The organism is Noviherbaspirillum sp., from assembly GCF_035627455.1.
GTDB lineage: Bacteria > Pseudomonadota > Gammaproteobacteria > Burkholderiales > Burkholderiaceae_D > Noviherbaspirillum.
Genome location: NZ_DASPLS010000003.1, coordinates 37,905 through 55,657 on the forward strand (window position 1 = coordinate 37,905; position 17,753 = coordinate 55,657).

Annotated in this window: 17 protein-coding genes and 1 tRNA gene; 14 read left to right on the plus strand and 4 right to left on the minus strand. The window is 63.4% G+C overall.

The window, feature by feature from the left end; all coding sequences use genetic code 11:
* Positions 1–85 precede the first annotated feature (85 nt).
* Positions 86–574 carry a YqaA family protein gene (locus VEC01_RS00380; protein WP_324897620.1) on the minus strand — a complete coding sequence of 163 codons (489 nt, stop codon included), beginning with the start codon at positions 572–574 and terminating at the stop codon, positions 86–88.
* Positions 575–707: 133 nt separating this feature from the next.
* On the opposite strand from VEC01_RS00380, the gene ilvA reads away from it, so the two are divergent.
* The 7 genes from ilvA to VEC01_RS00415 all read left to right on the plus strand — a co-directional run bounded on the left by ilvA (position 708) and on the right by VEC01_RS00415 (position 7,734).
* Positions 708–2,231 carry a threonine ammonia-lyase, biosynthetic gene (ilvA, locus tag VEC01_RS00385; RefSeq protein WP_324897622.1) on the plus strand — a complete coding sequence of 508 codons (1,524 nt, stop codon included), beginning with the start codon at positions 708–710 and terminating at the stop codon, positions 2,229–2,231.
* 104 nt (positions 2,232–2,335) lie between these two features.
* Entirely contained in the window at positions 2,336–3,175 is an 840-nt protein-coding gene (gene queF, locus VEC01_RS00390) for an NADPH-dependent 7-cyano-7-deazaguanine reductase QueF (RefSeq protein WP_324897624.1), read from the plus strand.
* Positions 3,176–3,439: 264 nt separating this feature from the next.
* Positions 3,440–3,907 carry a PTS sugar transporter subunit IIA gene (locus VEC01_RS00395; protein ID WP_324897625.1) on the plus strand — a complete coding sequence of 156 codons (468 nt, stop codon included), beginning with the start codon at positions 3,440–3,442 and terminating at the stop codon, positions 3,905–3,907.
* A gap of 29 nt (positions 3,908–3,936) precedes the next feature.
* Positions 3,937–4,875, plus strand: a complete 939-nt coding sequence (gene hprK / locus VEC01_RS00400; protein ID WP_324897627.1) for an HPr(Ser) kinase/phosphatase — start codon at positions 3,937–3,939, stop codon at positions 4,873–4,875.
* 42 nt (positions 4,876–4,917) lie between these two features.
* Positions 4,918–5,778 carry an RNase adapter RapZ gene (gene rapZ, locus VEC01_RS00405; protein WP_324897630.1) on the plus strand — a complete coding sequence of 287 codons (861 nt, stop codon included), beginning with the start codon at positions 4,918–4,920 and terminating at the stop codon, positions 5,776–5,778.
* A gap of 1 nt (position 5,779) precedes the next feature.
* Positions 5,780–6,406, plus strand: a complete 627-nt coding sequence (locus VEC01_RS00410; RefSeq protein WP_324897632.1) for an LON peptidase substrate-binding domain-containing protein — start codon at positions 5,780–5,782, stop codon at positions 6,404–6,406.
* A 287-nt stretch (positions 6,407–6,693) separates the two neighbouring features.
* Positions 6,694–7,734, plus strand: coding sequence for a GGDEF domain-containing protein (locus VEC01_RS00415; RefSeq protein WP_324897634.1), 1,041 nt, complete (start codon positions 6,694–6,696; stop codon positions 7,732–7,734).
* Here VEC01_RS00415 and mutY read toward each other — a convergent pair.
* The 3 genes from mutY to mutM are packed head-to-tail and all read right to left on the minus strand — an operon-like array spanning position 7,731 to position 11,653.
* The gene (mutY, locus tag VEC01_RS00420; protein WP_324897636.1) at positions 7,731–8,846 is read right to left on the minus strand and encodes an A/G-specific adenine glycosylase; all 1,116 of its coding nucleotides are present in this window, start codon (positions 8,844–8,846) and stop codon (positions 7,731–7,733) included. The two genes, VEC01_RS00415 and mutY, sit on opposite strands and share 4 nt — an antisense overlap.
* Entirely contained in the window at positions 8,847–10,784 is a 1,938-nt protein-coding gene (locus tag VEC01_RS00425) for a dynamin family protein (RefSeq protein ID WP_324897638.1), read from the minus strand.
* A 47-nt stretch (positions 10,785–10,831) separates the two neighbouring features.
* Positions 10,832–11,653, minus strand: a complete 822-nt coding sequence (gene mutM, locus VEC01_RS00430) for a bifunctional DNA-formamidopyrimidine glycosylase/DNA-(apurinic or apyrimidinic site) lyase (protein WP_324897640.1) — start codon at positions 11,651–11,653, stop codon at positions 10,832–10,834.
* Between the two features lie 184 nt (positions 11,654–11,837).
* Between mutM and VEC01_RS00435 the strand changes: the two genes are divergently transcribed.
* The 7 genes from VEC01_RS00435 (at position 11,838) to pth (ending at position 17,743) form a co-directional block, all read left to right on the plus strand.
* Positions 11,838–13,652, plus strand: coding sequence for a tetratricopeptide repeat protein (locus VEC01_RS00435; protein ID WP_324897642.1), 1,815 nt, complete (start codon positions 11,838–11,840; stop codon positions 13,650–13,652).
* 4 nt (positions 13,653–13,656) lie between these two features.
* Complete coding sequence (locus VEC01_RS00440) at positions 13,657–14,271, plus strand: outer membrane lipoprotein LolB (protein WP_324897644.1); 615 nt, start codon at positions 13,657–13,659, stop codon at positions 14,269–14,271.
* Entirely contained in the window at positions 14,256–15,131 is an 876-nt protein-coding gene (ispE, locus tag VEC01_RS00445; RefSeq protein ID WP_324897646.1) for a 4-(cytidine 5'-diphospho)-2-C-methyl-D-erythritol kinase, read from the plus strand. Before VEC01_RS00440 ends, ispE begins: the two co-directional genes overlap by 16 nt.
* 54 nt (positions 15,132–15,185) lie before the next feature.
* A tRNA-Gln gene (locus VEC01_RS00450) sits at positions 15,186–15,262 on the plus strand.
* A gap of 95 nt (positions 15,263–15,357) precedes the next feature.
* The gene (locus VEC01_RS00455; protein WP_324897648.1) at positions 15,358–16,308 is read left to right on the plus strand and encodes a ribose-phosphate pyrophosphokinase; all 951 of its coding nucleotides are present in this window, start codon (positions 15,358–15,360) and stop codon (positions 16,306–16,308) included.
* 95 nt (positions 16,309–16,403) lie between these two features.
* The gene (locus tag VEC01_RS00460; protein ID WP_324897650.1) at positions 16,404–17,006 is read left to right on the plus strand and encodes a 50S ribosomal protein L25/general stress protein Ctc; all 603 of its coding nucleotides are present in this window, start codon (positions 16,404–16,406) and stop codon (positions 17,004–17,006) included.
* A 158-nt stretch (positions 17,007–17,164) separates the two neighbouring features.
* Entirely contained in the window at positions 17,165–17,743 is a 579-nt protein-coding gene (gene pth, locus VEC01_RS00465) for an aminoacyl-tRNA hydrolase (RefSeq protein ID WP_324897652.1), read from the plus strand.
* The last annotated feature ends 10 nt before the right edge of the window (positions 17,744–17,753 follow it).

The window sequence follows — 17,753 nt, forward strand, 5'->3', positions numbered from 1 at the left end:
AGCCTTACGGCCGATACGGCCAAACGGCGCAATCGCCGCTCTATCTGTCGCTATCTGCATGCAACACGTTACGGTTTTACAACAATCAGACCCAGCTGGCGAGCGCGCGCCAGAAACCGTCGGGCACGTACAACAGCAGCGAGGTCATCGTCAGGTAGCGCAGGAATTTGCCCACCGCCATATAGGCAATGCATGGCCAGAATGGCAATTTCAGCCAGCCGCCGAGCGTGCACAGCGGATCGCCGACAGCCGGCAGCCAGGCGAGCAGCATGGTTTTCGCGCCGAACCGCCGCAACCAACCGAACCAGCGCGTCTGCCGCTCGCGCGCGAAAGCCTGCTTGGCGCCGTATCCCATCCAGTAGTCGATCGCGCCGCCGATCGTGTTGCCCGCGGTGGCGACCAGCATCGCCGGCCAGAACAGGTTGCCGTTGGCCTTGACCACGGCGAACACCGCCGGTTCCGAGCCGAGCGGCAGCAGCGTGGCGGACACGATGCTGATGATGAATACCGACGTCAAGCCGACATCGGGAACAGCCAGGACGGACAGCAGCCAGCGAACAGAGGATTCGATCATTATCGGAACATTATCGGGTCGGGCGCGCAGGGGCGCATGTTGTTATGCCACGGCGCGGAGGTTTCGGCCGGGCCGTCCATTATAATGGCGGGCTGCATGCGCAATGGGGAAGCATGCCGATCTCGACTCGCCTATGACTACCGACTACCTACAGAAAATCCTGACGGCGCGCGTCTACGACGTGGCCGTCGAAACACCGCTCGAATTCGCACCGACGCTCTCGCAGCGCACCGACAACCGGATTTACCTCAAGCGCGAAGACATCCAGAGCGTATTCAGCTTCAAGCTGCGCGGCGCCTACAACAAGATGGCGCACTTGTCGCCGGCGCAACTGAAGCGCGGTGTCATCTGCGCTTCCGCCGGCAACCATGCGCAGGGCGTCGCGCTGTCGGCCTCACGCCTCGGCTGCCGCGCCGTGATCGTGATGCCGACCACCACGCCGCCGGTGAAGATGGAGGCGGTGCGCGCGCGCGGCGGCGAGGTGGTGCTGTTCGGCGATTCGTATACGGATGCGTACAACCATGCGCTGACGCTGGAAAAGAAGCTCAAGCTGACCTTCGTCCATCCCTTCGACGATCCCTATGTGATCGCCGGCCAGGGCACCATCGGCATGGAAATCCTGCGCCAGCATTCGGAACCGATCCATGCGATCTTTTGCGCGATCGGCGGCGGCGGCCTGATCTCGGGCGTGGCCGCCTTCGTCAAGGCGGTGCGGCCGGAGATCAAGGTGATCGGCGTGCAGACCACCGACTCCGATGCGATGGCGCGCAGCCTGAAGGCCGGCCGGCGCGTGACCCTGACCGACGTCGGCCTGTTCTCCGACGGCACCGCGGTCAAGCTGGCGGGCGAGGAAACCTTCCGCCTGGCGAAACAGTATGTGGATGAAGTGATCCTGGTCGACACCGACGAAGTCTGCGCGGCGATCAAGGATGTGTTCCAGGATACTCGCAGCATCCTGGAACCGGCCGGCGCGCTCGCCGTCGCCGGCGCCAAGGCTTACGTGGAACGCGCGAAGGCGGAAAAGAAGCCGGTCAGCGGCCAGTCGCTGATCACCGTGACCAGCGGCGCCAACATGAACTTCGACCGGCTGCGCTTCGTGGCCGAGCTGGCCGAAGTCGGCGAGGCGCGGGAGGCGATCTTCGCGGTCACGATTCCGGAAGAGCGCGGCAGCTTCAAGCGTTTCTGCCAGCTGGTCGGCCCGCGCAACGTCACCGAATTCAACTACCGCATCAGCGACGAAAAGACGGCCCATGTTTTCGTCGGCATCCAGATCTCGAAGCGCGAGGAATCCGACAAGATCAGCAAGAACTTCGAGAAACACGGTTTCAAGACGCTGGACCTGACCCACGACGAACTGGCCAAGCTTCACATCCGCCATCTGGTCGGCGGCAAGAGCCCGCTGGCGCACGACGAATTGCTGTACCGCTTCGAATTCCCGGAACGGCCGGGCGCGCTGATGCGCTTCCTCGACAGCATGGCGCCGAACTGGAACATCAGCCTGTTCCACTACCGCAACCAGGGCGGCGACGTCGGCCGCATCCTGGTCGGCCTGCAGGTGCCGAAGAAAGAGATGAAAGGGTTTCGCCAGTTCCTTTCCTGCCTCGGCTATCGTCACTGGGATGAAACCGAAAACCCGGCGTACAAGCTGTTCCTGTAACCGGTATTATCACAACGGCCGAACCGGGCGGGCCGGCCGTTGTCTGAACATAACCAGCCGCCCGCTTGTATGCCCGATACCTGGCTTTGCCCCCACCTCCGCGTATGACCACCACCAACCAGCCGGAAGCCTCGCCGCTCGGCAAACCCACTGCCTACCAGTCCGAATACGATCCCTCGCTGCTGTTTCCGATTGCACGTGAACAGAAGCGCCAGGAAATCGGCATTGCCGGCACCCTGCCCTTCTTCGGCATGGATATCTGGAATGCCTATGAGCTGTCGTGGCTGAATCTGCGCGGCAAACCGCAGGTTGCGGTGGCAACGGTATCGGTGCCGGCCGACTCGCCCAACATCATCGAGTCGAAGTCGTTCAAGCTCTACCTGAATTCCTTCAACCAGACGCGTCTGGCGTCGCCGGAAGCGGTCGCCGACCTGCTGCGCACCGACCTGTCGAACGGCTTCGGCGCACCGGTGCAGGTCAAGCTGACGCTGCCGGATGCGTTTTCGACGCTGGAAATGGGCGAACTGGAAGGATTGCTGCTCGACCGCCTCGACATCGAGGTGGCCGCATACACGCCGGATGCCGGCCTGCTCAAGGCGAACCACGAGGAAGCGATGGTTGAGGAAAGCTTCGTGTCGCACCTGCTGAAGTCGAACTGCCTGGTGACCGGGCAACCCGACTGGGGCAGCGTGCAGATCCGGTATGCAGGTGCGCAGATCGACCAGGAAGGGCTGTTGCAATACCTGATCGGTTTCCGGAATCACAACGAATTCCACGAGCAATGCGTGGAACGCATTTTCATGGACATCATGCGCCAGTGCCGCCCGCAGAAGCTGTCGGTGTACGCGCGTTACACGCGCCGCGGCGGACTGGACATCAACCCCTGGAGGACCAATTTCACCACCGGCCAGCGTCCGTCCAACCTGCGCAACGCGCGTCAGTGACAGCGGGCCCGGCCGGGGCTAGGATAGAACGATTCCGAAGGAAACTATTCTTTCCTTTTGGAATCATAGGCCCACGCCGGCTCCGCATGCTCCGGACTTGTGATGTTTCGCTGACTATTATTGAGAAACAAACAATCGCTTCCTGCTTGTCATCAATATAGTTTCCCGAGACCACCATAAGCTAGGTCATTGCGCATCCCGGAAAGAGGCCTATAATGCGACTCGAAATATCATTTTGTGCGGCGCAACATGCCGCTTCGTGACATGACCAACCTTGCCAAAATCCTGTCCGCAAAAAACGTGGTTCTTGACCTCGAGGTATCGAGCAAGAAGCGCGCATTCGAGCAGGCCGGATTGATCTTCGAGAACAACTGCGGCATTGCGCGCTCGACGGTGTCGGACAATTTGTTCGCGCGCGAACGTCTCGGCTCCACCGGCCTCGGTCATGGCGTGGCCGTCCCGCACGGCCGGATCAAGGGGCTGAAGTCGCCGCTGGCGGCATTCGTGCGCCTGAAGGAACCGATTCCGTTCGAATCGCCCGACGGCCAGCCGGTCAAGCTGCTGGTGTTCCTGCTGATTCCCGACCACGTCACGCAACAGCACCTGGAAATCCTGTCCGAAGTGGCCGAAATGTTCTCCGACGAGAAGTTCCGTGAACAGCTCGCGACCGACCCCGATGCCGCGTCGGTACACGCGCGCATCATTGCGTGGCAGCCCAGCGTGCATGCATAATTGGCTGATGCCAATTCATCGCCGGTGACATGCCCACTCATACCCATCTCACCATCCAGCAGCTGTATGACGACACGCGCGAAGCGCTGCAGCTCGGATGGTTCGCCGGATTCCCGGGCGGCGAGCGCCGCATCTCCGGCGACGCGACGTCCGCCGCCGACCAGGTCGGCCACCTGAACCTGATCCACCCGGGCCGCCTGCAGGTGTTCGGGCACCAGGAAATCCAGTACTACAACAAGCTCTCCCCCGCCTCGCGCGCTTACCAGACCGAAGAACTGGTCAACGGCGAGCCGCCGGCCTTCATCATCGCGCAGGGGCTGGAAACCCCGCCCTACATCCTGCAGGTGTGCGACGAACGCAACATCCCGCTGTTTTCCACGCCGCTGCCGGCGGCGCAGGTGATCGACTACCTGCGCGTCTACCTGTCCAAGGAGCTGGCGCAGCGGGTGACGATGCATGGGGTGTTCATGGACGTGCTCGGCGTCGGCGTGCTGATCACCGGCGAGTCCGGCCTGGGCAAGAGCGAACTCGGCCTGGAACTGATCTCGCGCAACCACGGGCTGGTGGCCGACGACGCGGTCGAATTCGCGCGCATCGCGCCGAACATGATCGAGGGCCGCTGCCCGCCGCTGCTGCAGAACCTGCTGGAGGTGCGCGGCCTCGGCCTGCTCGACATCAAGACCATCTTCGGCGAAACCGCGGTGCGCCGCAAGATGCGCCTGAAGCTCATCGTCCACCTGGTGCGGCGCAAGACGCTGGAAGAAAACTACGAGCGCCTGCCGCTGCACTCGCAGACCGAGGAAGTGCTCGGCCTGCCGATCCGCAAGGTCATCATTCCGGTCGAAGCCGGCCGCAACCTCGCGGTGCTGCTGGAGGCGGCGGTGCGCAACACTATCCTGCAGCTGCGCGGCATCGATACGTTGAAGGAATTCATGGAGCGGCAGCAGAAGGCAATGGGGAACGATTAACCGCGCACTGACAACGGCGCGCTTGCGGTATGATTACCGTCTATGCGCATCATCCTCATCACCGGCATCTCCGGCTCCGGCAAGTCCGTCGGCCTGAACGCTCTCGAAGACGCGGGATATTTCTGCGTCGACAACCTGCCGCCGAAGCTGCTGCGCCAGCTGGTCGCCACCCGGTTGGAAGAAGGCGCCGACACGCTGGCGGTGGCAATGGATGCGCGCAGCGCGGATTCTCTGGCCGGCCTGCCGGCGGACATCCGGCAGCTCAAGAATGAGGGACACGACGTCAAGGTGCTGTTCCTGACCGCTAAGACCGAATCCCTGATCGCCCGATTTTCCGAAACCCGGCGCAGCCATCCCCTGTCGCACCGTTTCCGTCCCGAGCAGTCGGGCGCGCAGCCGACCCTGACCGAATGCATCGTGCGCGAACGCGAAATGCTGTCGGCGGTCGAGGGCATCGGCCATGTGATCGATACCTCAGGCCTGTCGGCCAACAAGCTGCGCGCCTGGATCAAGGACCTGGTCGAGACCGAGCGCACGCCGCTGACGCTGCTGTTCGAATCCTTTGCGTTCAAGTTCGGCGTGCCGCTGGATGCTGACCTGGTGTTCGATGTCCGAGTGCTGCCGAATCCATACTACGACCTCAGCCTGCGCCCCTTCACCGGGCGCGACGAGCCGGTGATCCGCTTCCTCGACGCCCAGGCGCACGCGGCCGAACTGCTGTTCGATATCCGCACCTTTGTCGAAAAATGGCTGCCGGCTTTCAAGAACGACAACCGCAGCTATCTCACCGTCGCCGTCGGCTGCACCGGCGGTCAGCACCGTTCGGTGTACATGGTCGAACAGCTGGCCCGCCACTTCGGCGCGTCGGAACGGGTGCTGGTGCGCCACCGCGAACTGTCCTGACATGCGTTCCGCCGACGACTGGTTGCCGCTGTTCCCGCTGAAGACCGTGCTCTTCCCGGATGGCGTGCTGCCGTTGAAGGTATTCGAAGCGCGCTATATCGACATGGTGCGCCAATGCATGAAGTCCGGCTCGCCGTTCGGCGTGGTGCTGATCAGGAGCGGCCAGGAGGTCGGCGCCGCGGCCGACCCGGAAGACGTCGGTTGCTTCGCGCATATCACCGGCTGGGACATGCAGGAACTCGGCGTGATGATGCTGCGCACCCAGGGCGGCGAACGCTTCCGCATCCGGGAAAAACGCGTGCTGCCGGACCAGCGGCTGGAAGCGCGGATCGAGCCGATTGCCGCCGACCCCGCCGTCCCGGTCAGCGACGTGCATGTGACATGCGCGCGCACGCTGAAAATCGTGATCGACGATGCCAATGCCCGGGGCCGTGCCGAACTCGGCAATGCGTTCGTCAGCGCGTTCTCCCAGCCGCTGCGGCTCGACAGTGCGGCCTGGGTCGCCAACCGCTGGTGCGAGATCCTGCCGATCCCGCTCAAGGCCCGCCAGAAGCTGCTGGAACTGGAAGACGCGCAAAGCCGGCTGGCGATCGTGCACCAGTACCTGGTGCAGCACAAGATCGTCTGAACTTACAACAAAGACAATGATGCACCGCCCGCCGGTGTGACATTTCCGAGAATGCCGGCGCGGTCCGCGCTCGCGCAAATCCTTTCCGCCATCCCTTTGTGACCGCGCAAAATCGCAGCCGGGCATTCGTAGGATAAATGGCAATCGACTGCCATGTCGGCAACACCCTCCCGCAACCGCAAGTAACTTACACCGGCACACCATTGGGCGCTAATCACATGCTACTGGACGACGCACGCGAGACCCTGCGGTCGGAGTCACTCAATCGCCGAAAGAACACGCAGCCCGTGCGCATTCCCCAACTCTCGCCGATCAGCCTGATTTCGCTGCTGTATGCGGTGAGCTTGTACGTCTTCTATCGGCAGGGCTTCATCACCGGCACCACCTTCTCCGTCGTGGCTGCGATCGTGGTCGTGATGGTCGTGCTGTTCTACGCGGTATTCCGTTTCGGATTCAACACCCGGTTCCAGGAACCGAGCCTGATGCTGCCGCAACTGATCAGCTCGCTGCTCGTGATGCTGGTCGTGGCCTATCTCGAGCGCTCGACACAGGTTGCACTGGTGCCGTTCATCCTGATCGCGTTCTCGTTCGGGATATTCCGCCTGTCAACTGCGTCGCTGATCCTGCTGGCGATGGGATGCCTGGTTGCCTACCTCGGCATCATCATCGCGCGCGCGCAGGTCGAAGGCTTCGATTTCGGCTTCCGCGCCGACCTCGCGCAATGGGCGGTGCTGGCACTGACGCTGCCCGGGATGATCCTGGTCGGCAAGCAGATCCAGAACCTGCGCCAGCTGCTGCGCGCCACGCGCTACCAGCTCGAGCATTACGAAGAAAAGTCGGTGCGCGACGAATTAACCGGCTTGTACAACCGCCGCCAGCTGCAGTCCGAGCTCCAGCAGGCCAAGCTGCAGGCCGACACCCACTCGGTGCCGTTTTCAATCTGCCTGATCGACATCGACAAGTTCAAGGAAATCAATGACAACAACGGCCACCTCGTCGGCGACACCATCCTGAAGGAGTTTTCCAGGGTGGCGCGCGACAGCATCCGCGACACCGACATTCTCGGCCGCTACGGCGGCGACGAGTTCATGCAGATCCTGCCTGATACCGATGTGAAAGGCGCGGTGATGCATGCGGAGCGTCTGCGCGTGTATGCGCATTTCCTCGACTTCCAGAAGATCCTCGCGCAGAAACACATCTCGCTGTCGATCGGCGTCGCGCAATATCGGCCGGGCGAGAAGATTACCGACCTGATCGCACGTGCGGATACCGCGCTGTACAAGGCAAAGCAGCTCGGCAGGAACCGGGTGGAATGGATTGATGCCTAGCTCAGCAGGTCATTACCGGCAAAAACCGCAAGCAGCAGTTTCTTGACCGGCGCCGGCAGCGGCGCGTCCCGCAGCAGCTCGTTGCGGTACCACACGTGCCCGGCCTGTCCGGCGAGGTCCAACCGTCTGTCGAGACGCACGCGGTACGGCAACACGTGCAGCTTGAAGTGCGTGAAGCCGTGCGAGAATGGATGCAGCTTTTCCACCGACGCGGCCGTGCCGAACGGCGCGACTGCTGCTGCGATGCGATCGGCAGCTGCCTCGCCGTCGGCCGCGACTTCGGGCAGCGACAGCAGCCCTCCCCAGATCCCGCTGTCCGGCCGCTGTTCCAGCAGCACATCGTCGCCGTGGGTAATGACCAGCATGGCGGTCGTCTTTTCCGGCACGGCCTTGCGCGGCTTGCGTTCAGGCAGATGATCCACGCGCGACGTGGCCAGGGCGACGCATCTTGGCGCGAGCGGGCAATCCTTGCAGGCAGGGGTGCCGCGCGTGCAGACAGTGGCGCCGAGATCCATCAGTCCCTGCGTATACGCTTCGATATCCTGCGCCGGCAGCAAGGCGACTGCGCGCTGCCACATCCGGTCTTCCACCGGTTTAGCCCCGGGAAATCCCCCGATGCCGAACACGCGGGCGAACACCCGCTTTACGTTGCCGTCCAGAATTGCTGCGCGCGTTCCGTAAGCGAAGGCGGTGATGGCCGCCGCGGTGGAGCGGCCGATCCCGGGCAGCTCGGCCAGCAGCGCCGGATCGGCCGGGAATACGCCGCCGTGTTCCGCCACCACCCGCTGCGCGCAGCGATGCAGGTTGCGCGCGCGGGAGTAATAGCCGAGTCCGCTCCAGTGCGCCATCACCTCTTCGGACGGCGCCGCGGCAAGCGAAGCGACATCCGGAAAGCGGTCGAGGAAGCGCAGGTAATACGGGATCACGGCCGCGACCTGGGTTTGCTGCAGCATGATTTCGGAAAGCCAGATGCGGTAGGCGTCGCGGGTGTTCTGCCAGGGCAGCGCATGGCGGCCGTGCTGCTTTTGCCAGCGGATGACGGCTTCGGAAAAACCGGGATCGGCAAGACCGGCGCCGTCCGGCCCGGCCAGCGCGGTAACGACACGCTTCATCTATGCTGCGGCTTTCAGCGGCGAGAGCCCGGCGGCGATTGCGTTCTTGAGTTCGGATTCCAGCGTGAGCAGGGTTTTCTTCCGCTCCTCGATCTCGGCCTGCATCGCCTCCAGAGCTTCCACCTTTTCCTCGAGCGTGTCGGTTGCAAGATGGATGCGCTCGATCGACTGCTTGCGTTTCTTCAGCTGCGAGCGATGCTCCCAGATCTGCGCTTCGAGCGGCGCCATCACCACCTTCAGCCAGGCCTCGACGTCGCGATTGGCTTGCAGGAAGCTCTGCTTCACGCGCGAAGCGATGGAGTCGAAAAACTTCGTCATCAGCACCACCTGGGGCGTGGTCAGGATCGCCGCGGTGCCGAACTGCTTGTGATACACGTCTTCGATCAGCTCGATGTCCTTGAGGTACTTGTCGAGCGAGAACGGCATCGGCGACGACAGCGCGAGGCCGTGCTCGGCGGAGAACCGGCGGTACATCACCGTCATCATTTCGGTGATTTCTTCGGTTTTCCCGGACGACAGGACGAGGTTGTTGCGCACCGCCTCGAAGAATTCCTTGACCGCCGCGCGCAAGCCGGACGAGAACCGGCTCCTCGCCATCGCGTCGCGCGTCTTGCGGATGTCCTCCTTCAGCACATCCATGCCGAGGCTGGTGAACACTTCCGTGGACAGGCGGGTGAAGACGGCGCGCGTGCCCTGCAGTTTCAGCAGGCTGCTGTCGAATTCCCGCTTTTCCAGGTCGACGCGCTTCATCATGTGCTCGATGATGTTCTGGTTCTTGCCGCGCAGGCTCCTGAGTTCGACCAGCTGTTCCACCACATTGCGGCTGCGCGCCGCCAGCAGCGCCTGCTTCGCGGCCGTCAGTTCGTCGATTTCGGAAAGCAGCTGGTTGCGGACGATTTCCTGCTTGCAGGGGATAAGCTCTTCCGACAATGCCGCTTCCAGTGCCGGCACGCGGCTCTTCGCCAGCAGTTCGCCATCGCGGTTGACCTTGCCCACCAGCCCCTTCTGCGCCGAGATCGGAAACACCTGTTGCGGCGCCACGCCGAGCGTCTGCGCCACGCTTGCCACCTGGCGCGCAATCTGCTCCTCGACCTCGGCCTCGCCGCGCAGTTCGTCCCACATGCTGTCGATCTTGTTGAGCACCACCAGGCGCGCGGGACCGCCGCCGATGTGATCGCGCCAGACTTCGATGTCGCTCCTGGTGACGCCGGTGTCGGCAGCCAGGATGAAGAGCACCGCGTGCGCGTTCGGGATCAGGTTCAGCGTCAGCTCCGGCTCGGTGCCGATCGCGTTCAGGCCCGGCGTGTCGACGATGACCAGGCCCTGCCTGAGCAAAGGATGCGGGAAGTTGACGATCGCGTGCCGCCACTGCGAGATCTCGACCAGGCCGTCCTGGCCGACCGACAACGCGGCGTCCGGGTCGTCCTCGTGATACAGGCCGTAGCGCTTGGCTTCCTCCACCGGCACCCGCTTGGTCAGGCTGACCTGCTTGAACGCTTCCAGCATGCCTTCGGCCGAGCCGATGTCGAGCGGCAGCACCGTCCAGACCTGGTTCTGTTCCTTGAAGTCGCTGGTCGACGCGGATTCGGCGCGCGTCTCGATCGGCAGCAGGCGGATCGAGGGCGGAAAGGTCTCGTCGTACAGCAGTTCAGTCGGGCACATCGTGGTGCGTCCGGCCGACGACGGCAGGATGCGCTGCCCGTAGTCGGCAAAGAAGATCGCGTTGATCAGCTCCGACTTGCCCCGGGAAAATTCAGCGACGAACGCGATCGTCAGCTTGTCGTCGGTCAGGCGCGAACGAAGGCGCAGGAAGTGCTGGTCGCTAGCCGCGTCCGCCAGGTCGGCCGCGCCCACGCAGTCGCGGTAGCGCTCGAGCGCGTCCCGGACGCCATTGCGCCATCCGCTGTACTCCTGGAACTTCTGTACCAGATTGCTCACGATTTCCCCAGGTTAATGCACGACAGCTACGAATCTAGCACCGGTGCTCACTTTTGACAATTTACGCAGTAGAAGGTGGAGCGCTGGCCCTGCCTGAATTGCCGCACTTCCGCGCCGCAGATCCGGCAAGGACTGCCCGCCCGGTCGTAGACAAAATAGCTCTGCTGGAAATAACCGGGCTGGCCATCGGCGGCAAGGAAGTCGCGTAGCGTGCTGCCGCCCTTTTCTATCGCCGCAGCCAGCGTTTCCCGGATCGCCTGCGCCAGCTTTTCGTAGCGCTGAAGCCCGATCCTGTGCGCCGGCGTGCGCGGATTGATGCCCGCCTTGAACAGGCTTTCCGACGCATAGATATTCCCGACGCCGACGACGATGTCTCCCGCAAGCAACACCTGCTTGATCGGCGCGCTGCGCTTGCGCGTCATGCGGTACAGCAGCTGCGCGGTGAAGCCGGCCTCGAGCGGCTCGGCGCCCAGGCCGCGCAGCAGCATGTGGCCGGCCACGTCGCCGTCGCTGGCCGCATGCCAAAGCACCGCGCCGAAGCGCCGCGGATCGGTCAGCCGCAACAGCTCGTCACCGAGAACGAGATCGAAATGGTCGTGTTTCTGCGCCGGCGTGGCCGAAGGCAGCACGCGCAGATGGCCGGACATCCCCAGATGGAGGATGAGCGTTCCATGGTCGAACCGGATCAGCAGGTATTTGCCGCGCCGCCCGGCGGAATGCACGCGCATGCCGCGCAGCCGCTCGGCAAGCCCCTGCGGAAAGGGCCAGCGCAGGCCGGTATGGCGCAACTTGACATCGGTGACGATCCGGCCCTCGAGATGCGGCGCGACGCCCCGGCGGGTCACTTCTACTTCGGGTAGTTCAGGCATGGCAAAAACACATCTTTTGCAGAAAGACAAACTTGATGCGTAGCAAACGTGATATCACTAAGGCCTTTCGCATTTGGCGAGGCAGACACCGGCAAACGGGCGCAGAGCGGCGCCCGTTACCCGTGCGCATACCGCTCCTGTTGGGCGTACAATGAAAATCTGCCTGATTAGCTGGGAATACCCCTTGAAAAACATCCTTCTCATTGTAACGCTGCCGGTCGTCCTGTCGGCATGTGCCACCGGAGGCGCACGCCAGCCGGCGGCACCGGTTGTCGCGGCGGCACCGGCCGAAGCGGCCGGCACGGACGAGGCAGTGACGAAGAAATCAACCGCCTCCCGCCGCACCGGCACGACCGCGAGCGAACCGAAGGCAGAAGATCCGCTGCCGTCGGTGGAGTTGAACGAGGAGGTCCTGTTCAAGCTGCTGTCGGCGGAGTTCGCATTCCAGCGCGGCGACTGGCAGACCGCGTATGTGACCACGCTGTCCCTGGCGCAGCAGACGCGGGATCCCCGGCTTGCCCGGCGCGCCGCAGAAATCGCCCTGACCGCCAAGCAGGCCGACGAAGCGGTGAGCGCGGTGCGCCTGTGGCGCACGCTGGCGCCGAATTCCGATGAAGCCACACAGTATTACCTGAGCTTCGTGATCCTGAGCGACAACCTCGCCGACGCGCAGCCCATCCTGGAACAGCGCCTGAAGGAAGCGCGTCCGCAGACGCGCGGCCTGCTGGCTTTCCAGATGCAGCGCCTGCTGGCGCGCGCCAAGGACAAGGCGGCGGCCTTCGCAATGCTCGAACGCCTGCTCACCCCCTATCTCGACCTGCCGGAAGCACGGCTGGCCCTGTCTCAGGGCGCCTATGCGCGCGGCGACACCGAACGCGCACGCCAGGAAGCACAGATCGCGCTGAAGGCCAAGCCGGATTCCGAACTGGCCATCCTGTCGCTGGTGCAGGTCACGCCGGACAAGGCGGAAGCCCTCAGGCTGCTTGGCGATTTCGTCGGCCGCCATCCCGCTTCCAGGGATGTGCGCATCGCCTATGCGCGCATGCTGGTCGAGCAGAAGCAGTTCGCCAGGGCCCGCACCGAATTCGAAACCCTGCTGAAGGAACAGCCCCAGGACCTGACGTCGCTGTACGCACTCGGCGTGCTGAGCGTGCAAACCAACGACCTGAAAGCGGCGGAACGCTACCTCACCACCTACCTGGACGTGCTGGCGGCCAAGCCGGACGAAGAACGCGATCCGTCGCAGGCGCTGCTGCTGCTGGCGCAGATTGCGGAGGAGCGCAAGGACAACGAAGCGGTACTCAAGTGGCTTTCCCAGATCGAACCGGGCGAAGCCTACCTGAACGCGCAGATCAAGCGTGCGCAGGTGATCGCCAAGCGCGGCGACCTCGCCGGCGCGCGCAAGCTGCTGCATGAACTCAACGCCAGCGGCGAGAGCGACCAGGTGCAGATCGTGGCCGCGGAAGGACAGTTGCTGCGCGATGCCAACCGCTTGCCGGAAGCGCTCGAAGTGTTCAAGGCCGGCGTGGCACGCTTCCCGAACAACACCGACCTGCTGTACGACTATGCGATGACGGCGGAAAAGGCCGGCCAGTGGGACGTGATGGAAAACGCGCTGCGCAAGGTCATCGAACTGGCTCCCAACAACCAGCATGCGTACAACGCGCTCGGCTACTCTTTGGCGGAACGCAATATCCGGCTGCAGGAGGCGTTCCAGCTGATCGACAAGGCGCTCAAGCTTGCGCCGGACGATCCCTTCATCATGGACAGCATGGGCTGGGTGCAATTCCGGCTCGGCAACCTGCGCGAGGCGGAGTCACTGCTGCGGCGCGCGTATGACCTGCGTCCGGACGTGGAAATCGCCGCGCATCTCGGCGAGGTACTCTGGATCAAGGGCCAGAAGGAAGACGCGCAGAAATTGTGGCGCGACGCCCAGACCCGCGATCCGCAGAACGACACGCTCAAGAGCACGCTCGCCCGCCTGAACGTGAGCTTGTGACCGGATGCGGGCAATCAAGGCAATCGCTGTCGCGCTCCCGCTCGCGCTGGCCGGCTGTGCCGGCATGCCGCCGCCCGTCGCACAGCCGGCACAGGCAACGGCAGCGCGTCCTTTCCATGACTCGATAGACCTCGGCGGCCGCCTGTCGGTACGCTACCAGGGCGAACGCCAGGAAGAAGCCCTGCACGGCAGCTTCGCCTGGCGCCAGACGCCGCTGCGCACCACCGTCACCCTGCTCTCGCCGCTCGGCCAGACGGTCGCCGTCATCGATGTATCGCCGCAGGGCGCCACCCTTACCCAGGCCGGCCAGCCTGCGCGCAGCGCGCCCGACGTCGACAGCCTGACCGCCGGCACGCTCGGCTGGCCGCTGCCGGTCGCCGGCATGCGCGAATGGCTGCAAGGCTTCGCGCTTGACGCCGCCGGCCGGCGCTTTGTCGCCTCTCCCGCCGCCGCCGAAGTGGTCACCCGGGACGGCTGGCACATCCGTTACGCAAACTGGCTTGATGAAAATGGCGCGGCGGCAGACAATCGCGCCAGGCGCGTCGACCTTGCACGCAGGACCGAGCAGGCCGGCGACGTCTCCATCCGCATCGTCATCGACTCATGGCAGCCACACTGAACAATTGCCCCGCACCGGCCAAGCTGAACCTGTTCTTGCATGTCACCGGACGCCGCCCCGACGGCTATCACCTGCTGCAGACCGTGTTCCAGTTGCTGGACCGCTGCGACCTGCTGCACTTCAAGGTGCGCGAGGACGGCGCGATCCGGCGCATCACCGATATCCCTGGCGTGCCGGAGGATTCCGATCTCGTGGTGCGCGCGGCGCGCCTGCTGAAGGCCGCGGCTGGCAACCGGGCAAGCGGCCTCGGCGCGGAAATCGCGCTTGAGAAGCGCCTGCCGATGGGCGGCGGACTGGGCGGCGGCTCCTCCGATGCAGCCACCACGCTGCTCGCGCTGAACCATCTGTGGGGCACCGGCCTCGGCCGCGCCGAACTGATGGCGCTCGGCCTGCAGCTCGGCGCCGACGTTCCCTTTTTCCTGTTCGGCCGCAATGCGTTTGCCGAAGGCGTCGGGGAAGCATTGCAGCCGGTCGACACCCCGGCTTGCTGGTATGTGGTGATCGAGCCCGGGGTTGTTGTGCCTACCGCAGTAATTTTTTCCGATCCGGGTTTGACAAGAAGCACAAACCCCGTCAGAATATCGGACTTTTCCAGCGCATCGATTTGCTTCGGAAAAAACGACCTGCAAGTCGTGGCCGCCAGGCTTTTTCCACCAGTTGCGGACGCCATCGAATGGCTGTCTCAGCATGGGGAGGCAAGGATGACCGGTTCAGGTGCCTGTGTGTTTTGCGCATTCCCACAGGAGCACCAGGCAGATGAAGTGCTGCAAGCGGCACATGCCTCCGGCTTCCGGCAGTGGACAGTCTGGAAAGCCAGGGCGATCGAGCGACACCCGCTCTCGCATCTGTTGCAGGCGTAGTAAAGAATTCGTTTGGCGTTGCGTAGATTTGCAACGGCAGACAACCGGTTGTGTAGGGGAATCGCCAAGCTGGTTAAGGCACCGGATTTTGATTCCGGCATTCCAAGGTTCGAATCCTTGTTCCCCTGCCATTAAATACAAGAAAAACCCAAAGCCGCCAACGCGAGACACTTTGTCATGCCTTGGCGGCTTTTCATCCTTTTAACCCGCTTTCTTTAGGTGTCCCATGGCGCTTGAAAACCTGATGGTCTTTACCGGCAACGCAAACCCGGAGCTGGCCGCAGGAGTGGTCAGGCACCTCGGTATTCCGCTGGGCAAGGCCGTCGTGTCGAAATTCTCCGACGGCGAGGTCATGGTGGAAATCAACGAGAACGTGCGCGGCAAGGATGTGTTCGTTCTGCAATCGACCTGCGCGCCGACCAATGACAACCTGATGGAAATCATGTTGATGGTCGATGCCCTGAAGCGCGCGTCGGCCGGCCGCATCACCGCCGCCATCCCCTATTTCGGTTACGCCCGCCAGGACCGCCGTCCGCGCTCCGCGCGCGTGGCGATTTCAGCGAAAGTCGTCGCCAACATGCTGCAGCAGGCCGGCGTCGAACGCGTGCTGATCATGGACCTGCACGCGGACCAGATCCAGGGCTTCTTCGACATTCCCGTCGATAACATCTACGCATCGCCGATCCTCCTGACCGACCTGATCAAGAAGAACTACGACGACCTGCTGGTCGTGTCGCCGGACGTCGGCGGCGTGGTGCGCGCGCGCGCGCTGGCCAAGCGCCTGAACTGCGACCTGGCGATCATCGACAAGCGCCGTCCGAAAGCCAACGTTTCCGAAGTCATGCACATCATCGGTGAAGTCGAAGGCCGCAACTGCGTGATCATGGACGACATGGTGGATACCGCCGGCACGCTGACCAAGGCCGCCGAAGTGCTCAAGGAGCGCGGCGCGAAGAAGGTGGTCGCCTACTGTACGCATCCGGTGCTGTCCGGCCCCGCAATCGAGCGCATCACCACCTCGCCGCTGGATGAGCTGGTAGTCACCGATACCATTCCGCTGTCTGCCGCCGCAAAGCAGTGCGCAAAGATCCGCCAGCTGACCGCTGCCGACCTGCTGGCCGAGACCTTCAAGCGCATCACCAAGGGCGACTCCGTCAGCTCGCTGTTCGCAGACTGATTCCCGTTTTCCCTTCTTCCTTGCGGAAGAAGGTTTTCCGTCCCCTGGTCGCGGGGGACATACCGCAAGCCTGTCTTGCATTTTTGGAGCTAAAAATGAAAGTAATCGCATTCCCGCGCACAGAGCAGGGGTCCGGAGCGAGCCGCCGCCTGCGCAATGCCGGCCAAACCCCGGCGATCATCTACGGCGGCACCGCTGCCCCGGTCGCGATCGCCCTGGACCACAACGCGCTTTACCACGCGCTGAAGAAGGAAGCCTTCCATTCGTCGATCCTCGACATGGAAATCGAAGGCAAAGTGGAAAAGGTCCTGCTGCGCGACTTCCAGGTCCACGCGTACAAGCAACTGGTGCTGCACGCCGACTTCCAGCGCGTCGACGCGAACCAGAAGATCCACGTCAAGGTGCCGCTGCACTTCGTGAACGCAGAAATCTCCCCGGCCGTGAAGCTGGGCGGCGCGATCATCAGCCATGTGATGACCGAAGTCGACATCAACTGCCTGCCGGGCGACCTGCCGGAATTCATCGAAGTCGACCTGGCCAAGGTTGAAGCCGGCGCTTCCGTGCACCTGAACGACATCGCGCTGCCGAAGGGCGTGACCGCGGTTTCGAACGACAACCCGACCGTCGCCACCGCCAGCGTGCCGGCCGGCCAGGTGTCCGCCGACGACGCAGCAGCGGGCGACGCCGAGAAGAAGTAATCTTCCAGCAAGTCGTACTGCCTCAGCAAAAACCCCGTCCAAGCGACGGGGTTTTTGTTTTTCAAGCCCGCGAGTTGGACGCGCAAGCGCAACTTACCGGATAATCAAGCCTTTTCCCGGGAACCCTGCCCGGGCTCAGAAACAGGACATGCACTCCCATGCCCATCCGCCTCATCGTCGGCCTCGGCAACCCGGGCCCTGAATACGAACAAACCCGCCACAATGCGGGCTTCTGGCTGGTCGACAACCTGGCCGGCGGCCGCCTTGCGCGCGAGTCGCGCTATAACGCACTGGCCGCGAAGACAGCGATTGCCGGCCAGGAAGTCTGGCTGCTCGAACCGCAGACCTACATGAACCGCTCCGGCCAGTCGGTCGGCGCGCTCGCGCGCTTCTACAAGATCGCAGCGGAAGACATCCTGGTGGTGCATGACGAACTCGACCTGCCGCCGGGCGCCGCGAAAATCAAGAAAGGCGGCTCCTCCGGCGGACACAACGGCTTGAAGGACATCACCGCCGCGCTCGGCACACAGGACTACTGGCGCATGCGCATCGGCATCGGCCATCCGCGCACCGCAAACCTGCAGCAACCGGTGGTCGACTATGTGCTGCACCGTCCGCGCAAGGAAGAGCAGGCAGCGATCAACGATGCGCTCGACAAGTGCCTGGACGTGATCCCGATGCTGTGCGAAGGGAAGTTCGAGGCGGCGATGATGAAGCTGCATTCGAGCGCGAAATAACGCGGCGCAC

Bases quoted from the DNA above. Each gene is read 5' to 3' on its own strand.
- mutY (WP_324897636.1), bottom strand. From the start codon at position 8,846: ATGAAGCGTGTCGTTACCGCGCTGGCCGGGCCGGACGGCGCCGGTCTT.
- queF (WP_324897624.1), top strand. From the start codon at position 2,336: ATGACCACCACCAACCAGCCGGAAGCCTCGCCGCTCGGCAAACCCACT.
- VEC01_RS00460 (WP_324897650.1), top strand. From the start codon at position 16,404: ATGAAAGTAATCGCATTCCCGCGCACAGAGCAGGGGTCCGGAGCGAGC.
- pth (WP_324897652.1), top strand. From the start codon at position 17,165: ATGCCCATCCGCCTCATCGTCGGCCTCGGCAACCCGGGCCCTGAATAC.
- mutM (WP_324897640.1), bottom strand. From the start codon at position 11,653: ATGCCTGAACTACCCGAAGTAGAAGTGACCCGCCGGGGCGTCGCGCCG.
- ilvA (WP_324897622.1), top strand. From the start codon at position 708: ATGACTACCGACTACCTACAGAAAATCCTGACGGCGCGCGTCTACGAC.
- VEC01_RS00395 (WP_324897625.1), top strand. From the start codon at position 3,440: ATGACCAACCTTGCCAAAATCCTGTCCGCAAAAAACGTGGTTCTTGAC.
- ispE (WP_324897646.1), top strand. From the start codon at position 14,256: ATGGCAGCCACACTGAACAATTGCCCCGCACCGGCCAAGCTGAACCTG.
- rapZ (WP_324897630.1), top strand. From the start codon at position 4,918: ATGCGCATCATCCTCATCACCGGCATCTCCGGCTCCGGCAAGTCCGTC.
- VEC01_RS00410 (WP_324897632.1), top strand. From the start codon at position 5,780: ATGCGTTCCGCCGACGACTGGTTGCCGCTGTTCCCGCTGAAGACCGTG.
- VEC01_RS00455 (WP_324897648.1), top strand. From the start codon at position 15,358: ATGGCGCTTGAAAACCTGATGGTCTTTACCGGCAACGCAAACCCGGAG.
- VEC01_RS00380 (WP_324897620.1), bottom strand. From the start codon at position 574: ATGATCGAATCCTCTGTTCGCTGGCTGCTGTCCGTCCTGGCTGTTCCC.
- hprK (WP_324897627.1), top strand. From the start codon at position 3,937: ATGCCCACTCATACCCATCTCACCATCCAGCAGCTGTATGACGACACG.
- VEC01_RS00440 (WP_324897644.1), top strand. From the start codon at position 13,657: ATGCGGGCAATCAAGGCAATCGCTGTCGCGCTCCCGCTCGCGCTGGCC.